We start from the raw sequence: 5,809 nt of genomic DNA on the forward strand, positions 1-5,809 counted from the left end.
TTGGCGCCGCCGAAGGCGGAGTTGAGGGTGAGCGCGTAGCGCGGGTGGGCGGCGCGCGGGCCGTCCAGGACGAGGTCCAGGCCGACGGCCGGGTCCGGGCCGAGCCAGCCGGCGTTGACCGGGAGCAGGCCGTCGTTCAGGGCTCCGATGGTGACGGCGAGTTCGAGCAGCCCGGTGGCCTCCAGGGCGTGGCCGTGCACCGACTTGCTGGAGCTGACCGGCAGTTGGTCGGTGTGCGGGCCGAACACCCGGCGCAGGGCGGTGGCTTCGGCCTGGTCGGACAGCGTGGAGCCGGTGCCGTTGGCGTTCACGTAGCCGACCTCGGCGGGGGTGACGCCCGCGCGGGTGAGCGCGGCCTCGATCGCCCGGGTGACTCCGGTGCCCTCCGGCTCGGGGCGGCAGACGTGATGGGCGTCCCCGGTCCGGCCCCAGCCGGCCAGCCGGGCGAGCGCGGGGGCGCCCCGCCGCTCGGCGTCGGGTGCCGCCTCGACCACGACGGCCGCGGTCGCGTCGGCGAGCAGGGTGCCCGTCCGTCCGGTGCTGAACGGGCGCAGCTCGCCGTCCCTGGCCAGCGCGCGTCCGGCGTCGAAGACGGCGAACACGCCCGGTTCGACCAGGTGCCCGGCCGCGACCAGGACGCGTTCGTGCCGCCCGGTGGCGACCAGGACGGCGGCGTCGGCGACGGCGGTCGCGGCCGCGACGCAGGCACTGGTGTACACCCGGGTGACGCCCGGCGCGCCCCAGCCCTGACGGACCCCGGCGGCCACCGCCTCGGCGGTGGCGCGGGTGCGCTCGTCGCTGTGCAGGGCCAGCAGCACGGGCATCCCGGCGCCTTCGGCGGCGGTCAGCCCGGCCTGGCGGCAGGCTTGGCCGATCGCGTCGAGCACGGCCCTGGCCAGCGGAAAGGTGCTGGCCAGCGGCACACCGGCGGGCAGCAGGGCGGCCCGGGTGGTGCGGCGGGCGGTCACGTCGAAGCGGGTGACCTCGGCGAACGCGGCCTTGCCGTGGGCGGTGGCCTCGGTCAGCGCGGTCAGTCCGCGGCCGGCGGCGCTGAGGACGCCGACCCCGGTGACGACCGGGCGGATGGCGGCCGGTCCGGTCGGCACCGCCGCCGCCCGCCCGGCGGGCGGTCCGGAGCCGATGGGGGTGGAGGCGGTCACGGCCGGGTGTCCGCGCGCTCGGCGAGGACGGCCGCGCGCAGCAGCCCGGTGGCGTCGTCGACCGTCCGCACGGCGCCGAAGCGCTCGTCGTCCAGATCCACCTGGATGCCGTAGCGTTGCTCGAACTCGGCGATGAGCCACGTGAGTTCGAGTGAGCCGAGCTCCTCGGGAACGGCCTCCACGGCGCGCTGCCCGAACGCCGCCAGCATGGTCAGGACCTCGGCCCGGTCGGGGAGGGCCTCGGGAGGGGCCGCGGAGGTGCGGGCGGAGTCGCTCACGCCGCGCTGCCGGTGGTGGCGGGGAGGGCTTCGATCCGCTTGACGACGTCGGCGGTGAACTCGTCGAGCGTCATCATGGCCGTGGTCTCCATCTCGTCCAGGTCGAACTTGATCCCGAACTCGTCCTCGATCTGCACCGACAGCTCGGCCAGCGCGAGCGATTCGAGGTCCAGCCCGGCCGGGCCGAGGTCGGTGTCCCCGGTGACCTCGGAGACGTCGTACTGCATCTCGGTGAGGGCGGCCAGGACGAACGCGCGGATGCGGTCCTGCATGGTGGTGGCTCCTTGTCGGGGTCGCTCGGGGGTTGCTCAGGGGCTGTTCAGGTGTTTTCGGGGGTTGTTCGGTGAAGGCGGGTTCCGGCGCGTCCGGTCAGCGCGTGGCGGCCGCGGCGGTGTCGCGCAGGGCGGCCGGGTCGCGCAGCAGCTTTCCGGTGGCGGTGCGGGGGAGCCGGGGGAGGAGGACCAGCCGACGCGGCCGCTTGTAGGCGGCCAGGCGGCGGGCCAGCCCGTCCCGGACGAGGGAGAGGTCGGCCTCGGCCTCGGTGGCCAGGTAGGCCTCGATCGCCTCGCCGTCGAAGACCACCACGGCCTCGTGGATCTCCGGCAGCGCGGTGAGCGTCTGCTCGACCTCGGTGAGGTCGACCTTCAGCCCGCCGATCGACACCTGGGAGTCGAGCCGGCCGAGCACGGTGATCAGGCCGGTGTCCCCGTCCAGCTCGGCCGCGTCGCGGGTGTGCAGCCAGCCGTCCGACCAGCGGCTCGGATCGTCCAGCCCCGGGTACGGGGAGGAGGCCGCGCCGAGCTGCAACTCACCCTTGACGAGGCGCAGTTCCATGCCGTGGACCGGCCGCTTGGCGGGGTGCAGGGTGCCGTCGAGGTCGGTGGCGATGACCCCGGTCTCGGTCATGCCGTACATGGTGCCGAGCGGGACGCCGTAGCGTTCGGTGAACAGCGCGGGCAGCCCCGGGCGGAGCAGCTCGCCCGCCACGACCATCCGCCGCAGGTTCGGCAGCGCCGGGAGAGCGGCCACCCCCGCCAGCATTTCGGCGTGGAAGGGAACCCCGACGATCGTGGTCGGCCGGTCGCTCGCGGCGACCGCGGCGAGGATGCCCGCCGCCGTCATCCGCTCCGGCACGGTGAGCGCGGCGCGGGAGTGCAGGCCGTTGAGCAGCCCGCCGACCAGCCCGAGCACGTGCACCACCGAAGAGAGCAGGACGACCTGCTCGCCCTCGCCGGGGAAATCCACCAGCCTTCGGTAGCAATCGAGTTCGCGCAGCAGATCGGAGGCCGTCCGGGCGATGACCTTGGCCGGCCCGGTGGAGCCGGAGCTGAGCTGGATCAGCGCGTGCCCGGTGCGGGCCGGGAGACCGTCCGACCGCGGAACGGCCACCGGCTCCACCTCGGAGAAGCCGCGCAGCGCCGCCGCCGACCGGTGGGCGGAGCCTACCAGCACCTGCGGGGCCAGCCGCGCCACCGCCGCGTCCACCTCATGGTCGGTCAACCGGTGGTCGAGCAGCGAGACTTGGGCGCCGAGCCGCCAGCAGGCCAGCAGCACGGTGACGAAGGCCACCGACGGCGGCAGTCGTAGCGCCGCCGTCCCGCCGGACCCGAGCCCGGCGGCCGCCAGCCTGAGAGACTGCTCCTCGACCAGGGCGCGCAGGGCGTCCCGGTCGAGCGGCGCGCCGAAGTGCAGGCACTCCTCGCCGCCCGGGCCGGCCAGCAGCGACCGGTCGACCCAGTCCTGCGGGGCGTCGGCGTGCGGCGGCGGGAAATGCGGAAGCGCAGAGGGGGAAAAGCCGGTCAACACGGCTCCACACAAGTCAGGGGGATTTGACATGGACGCCATGGGCGTCGTTCGCGACCAATACGGTCAATTCCGTGGCCAGACCATGGCACAGACGTTTGGTCAAATCAAGGTCTATACCAATGTGGTTGTTGCTCCTACGCTGCCCAACCGGGACTGGCCCGAGCGTGGCGGTCCTGGAACGAGGATGCCCGTGGGAGCACTCACGCTGGCCGGGATCGAGCGCGCGGCGCGCGACCGACTTCCCCCGGAAATCTGGGACTTCATCGAAGGCGGCAGCGGTGCGGAACGCACCCTGGCGGCGAACCGGAAGATGTTCGAACGCTATGCGCTCCGCCCACGCACCATGGTCGACGTATCGGCCTGCGCCACCGGGATGAACCTGCTCGGCGGGCAGCTCGAACTCCCGCTGGGAATCGCCCCGATGGCCTACCACCGACTGGTCGACCCGGAGGGCGAGACCGCCACCGCGCGCGCCGCCGGAAAGGCCGGAGCGCTGCTCGTCGCCGGGATGTTCGCGAGCCGCACCCTGGAGGAGATCGCCGCGGCCGCCACCGGACCGCTCTGGCTCCAGCTGTACTGGCTGCGCCAACGCGCCGCCCTGGCCGCCCTGGTGGAACGCGCGGAGGCGGCCGGCTTCCACGCCCTGATGCTGACCGTCGACGCCCCGCGGATCGGCCGCCGGCTGCGCGACCTGCGCAACGGCTTCGCCATCCCGCCCGCCATCCGCGCCGTCAACCTCGACCCGGCCCTGATGGCCGCCAGCCACCGTGCCACGGACGGCGGTTCGGGCATCGCCGACCACGCTCGGGAACAGTTCGACCCCACCCTGAGCTGGTCCGACCTCGCCTGGCTGCGCGAACGCACCCGGCTGCCGCTGGTCCTCAAGGGCATCCTCACCGCCGAGGACGCCCGGCTGGCCGTCGAGCACGGTGTGGACGCCGTCCTCGTCTCCAACCACGGCGGCCGCCAACTCGACGGAGCCCTACCCGCCCTGGCCGCGCTACCGGACGTGGTCGAAGCGGTCCCCGCCGAACTGCCGGTGCTGTTCGACGGCGGCGTGCGCACCGGCGCCGACATCGCCGTCGCCCTCGCCCTCGGCGCCCGCGCCGCCCTGGTCGGCCGCCCCGCCCTCTGGGGCCTCGCCACCGAGGGCGAGGCCGGCGTGCACCGGGTGCTCGACCTGCTGCGCGAGGAACTGGAGCACACCATGGCCCTGTTGGGCCGCCCCCGGCTCGCCGACCTGGACCGCGGCGTCCTCGCGCCCTGGCCGACCGCCTGAACCGCTGAACCGTTGAACCGCTGAAGCGCTGAACACCACTGAACCACCGAACCGCCAAACCGCTGAACCGCGCGGCTCCCGTGCCACGTTCACCAGAGAGAGACCGATGACCGAACAGACCGCACCGATGAAACAGACCGAACCGAATGCACCGACCGAACGGTTCCCCGGCTGGGACTGGGACGACCCGGACACCCTGGCCACCCGCCTGGACGCCTTCAGCGAGCTGGTCGCCACCTGCGACCAGCTCGAAGCACGCCCCGGCGCCCTGCCGCACGACCACACCGACTTCCGTGAACTCGGCATCACCGGAATCGAGTTTGCCGCCTTCCGGACCGCCCATCCGGAGGGCCTCGGCACCGACCTCGCCACCCTGCGCAGCCCCGTCGCCGCCACCGAACCCGGCACCCTGTACCGCGTCGACGGCGACCGCTGGTTCACCCGGCTCGACATCTCCGAACCACTGCCCTTCGCCGACGCCAGCGTCGACTGGGTCTACGCCGAGCACCTCATCGAGCACGTGACCCTGCCCGTCGCGGTCGGCTGGCTGCGCGAGGCCCGCCGGGTCCTACGCCCCGGCGGCGTCCTGCGCCTCACCACCCCCGACCTCGCCCGGTACCTGGTCGGCTACGCCACCGGCGACGGCTTCCTCGCCAAGCACCGCCGCCGCCTCACCACCCTCGGCTTCGGCCCGCCGATGCCCGACCGCCCGGCCTTCCTCGTCAACCAGATCTTCCGGCACTTCGGCCACCAGTGGATCTACGACCTGGACGAGCTGCGCCACGTCCTCACCCTGGCCGGATTCACGCCCGAGCAGATCCGCCACTGCGCCTACCGCCAGGGCCTCCGCCCGGACGTCGCCGACCTCGACACGGCCTTCCGCACCGACGAGACCATCTACGTCGAGGCCGACCGTTAGAGCGCGAGCCCGCCAGAGCGTGAGAGCCCGCCGCACCGAAGAGAACCGAACGGACCTCCTCCCATGCCCCTCCACCCCCAGGCCGAGGCCGTGCGCGCCCACCGCGCGAGCAGCGGCGCCCCGCCGCTCTACACCCTCACCCTCGCCGAGGCCCGCGCCGCCGACCTCGCCGACATCCGCGCCGCGGCCGGCACCCCCGAACCGGTCGCCGCCGTCGAGGAACACCGCATCCCGGGCCCCGGCGGCGAACTCGCCCTGCGGCTCTACCGGCCCGAACCGCCCGGACGCCGACTGCCCGCCCTGCTCTACCTGTTCGGCGGCGGCTGGACCCTCGGCTCGCCCGACACCAGCGACGCCGTCTGCCGCC

At 73.9% G+C, this 5,809-nt stretch carries 6 protein-coding genes and 1 pseudogene; 3 read left to right on the top strand and 4 right to left on the bottom strand.

What is annotated here, in order from left to right:
* The 4 genes from J0670_RS39555 to J0670_RS27880 form a co-directional block, all read right to left on the bottom strand.
* Positions 1 to 1,160 (bottom strand): beta-ketoacyl synthase N-terminal-like domain-containing protein (locus tag J0670_RS39555; RefSeq protein WP_307806725.1); only part of this gene is annotated, 1,160 nt, incomplete at its 3' end.
* A complete protein-coding gene (locus J0670_RS27870; protein WP_307806726.1) occupies positions 1,157 to 1,438 on the bottom strand; it encodes an acyl carrier protein in 282 nt (93 codons plus the stop codon). The genes J0670_RS39555 and J0670_RS27870, both read right to left, overlap by 4 nt.
* Positions 1,435 to 1,710 (bottom strand): acyl carrier protein, encoded by a 276-nt coding sequence (locus J0670_RS27875; protein WP_207814457.1) that lies wholly within the window; start codon positions 1,708 to 1,710, stop codon positions 1,435 to 1,437. Before J0670_RS27875 ends, J0670_RS27870 begins: the two co-directional genes overlap by 4 nt.
* Positions 1,711 to 1,807: 97 nt before the next feature.
* On the bottom strand, positions 1,808 to 3,244 hold the full coding sequence (locus tag J0670_RS27880) for an AMP-binding protein (RefSeq protein ID WP_307806727.1): 1,437 nt from the start codon (positions 3,242 to 3,244) through the stop codon (positions 1,808 to 1,810).
* Between the two features lie 184 nt (positions 3,245 to 3,428).
* Here J0670_RS27880 and J0670_RS27885 point away from each other — a divergent pair, with 184 nt between their 5' ends.
* The 3 genes and pseudogenes from J0670_RS27885 to J0670_RS27895 form a co-directional block, all read left to right on the top strand.
* On the top strand, positions 3,429 to 4,523 hold the full coding sequence (locus J0670_RS27885; protein ID WP_207814459.1) for an alpha-hydroxy acid oxidase: 1,095 nt from the start codon (positions 3,429 to 3,431) through the stop codon (positions 4,521 to 4,523).
* A 127-nt stretch (positions 4,524 to 4,650) separates the two neighbouring features.
* Positions 4,651 to 5,442, top strand: a complete 792-nt coding sequence (locus J0670_RS27890; protein WP_243437619.1) for a methyltransferase domain-containing protein — start codon at positions 4,651 to 4,653, stop codon at positions 5,440 to 5,442.
* A 63-nt stretch (positions 5,443 to 5,505) separates the two neighbouring features.
* A pseudogene (locus J0670_RS27895) lies at positions 5,506 to 5,809 on the top strand (alpha/beta hydrolase); the annotation flags it as partial.

Source organism: Streptomyces sp. FH025 (genome assembly GCF_017427025.1).
In the GTDB taxonomy this organism is placed as follows: domain Bacteria; phylum Actinomycetota; class Actinomycetes; order Streptomycetales; family Streptomycetaceae; genus Kitasatospora.

Coding starts and splice junctions, on each gene's coding strand:
- J0670_RS27885 (WP_207814459.1), top strand. CDS start 3,429: ATGCCCGTGGGAGCACTCACGCTGGCCGGGATCGAGCGCGCGGCGCGC.
- J0670_RS27890 (WP_243437619.1), top strand. CDS start 4,651: ATGAAACAGACCGAACCGAATGCACCGACCGAACGGTTCCCCGGCTGG.
- J0670_RS27875 (WP_207814457.1), bottom strand. CDS start 1,710: ATGCAGGACCGCATCCGCGCGTTCGTCCTGGCCGCCCTCACCGAGATG.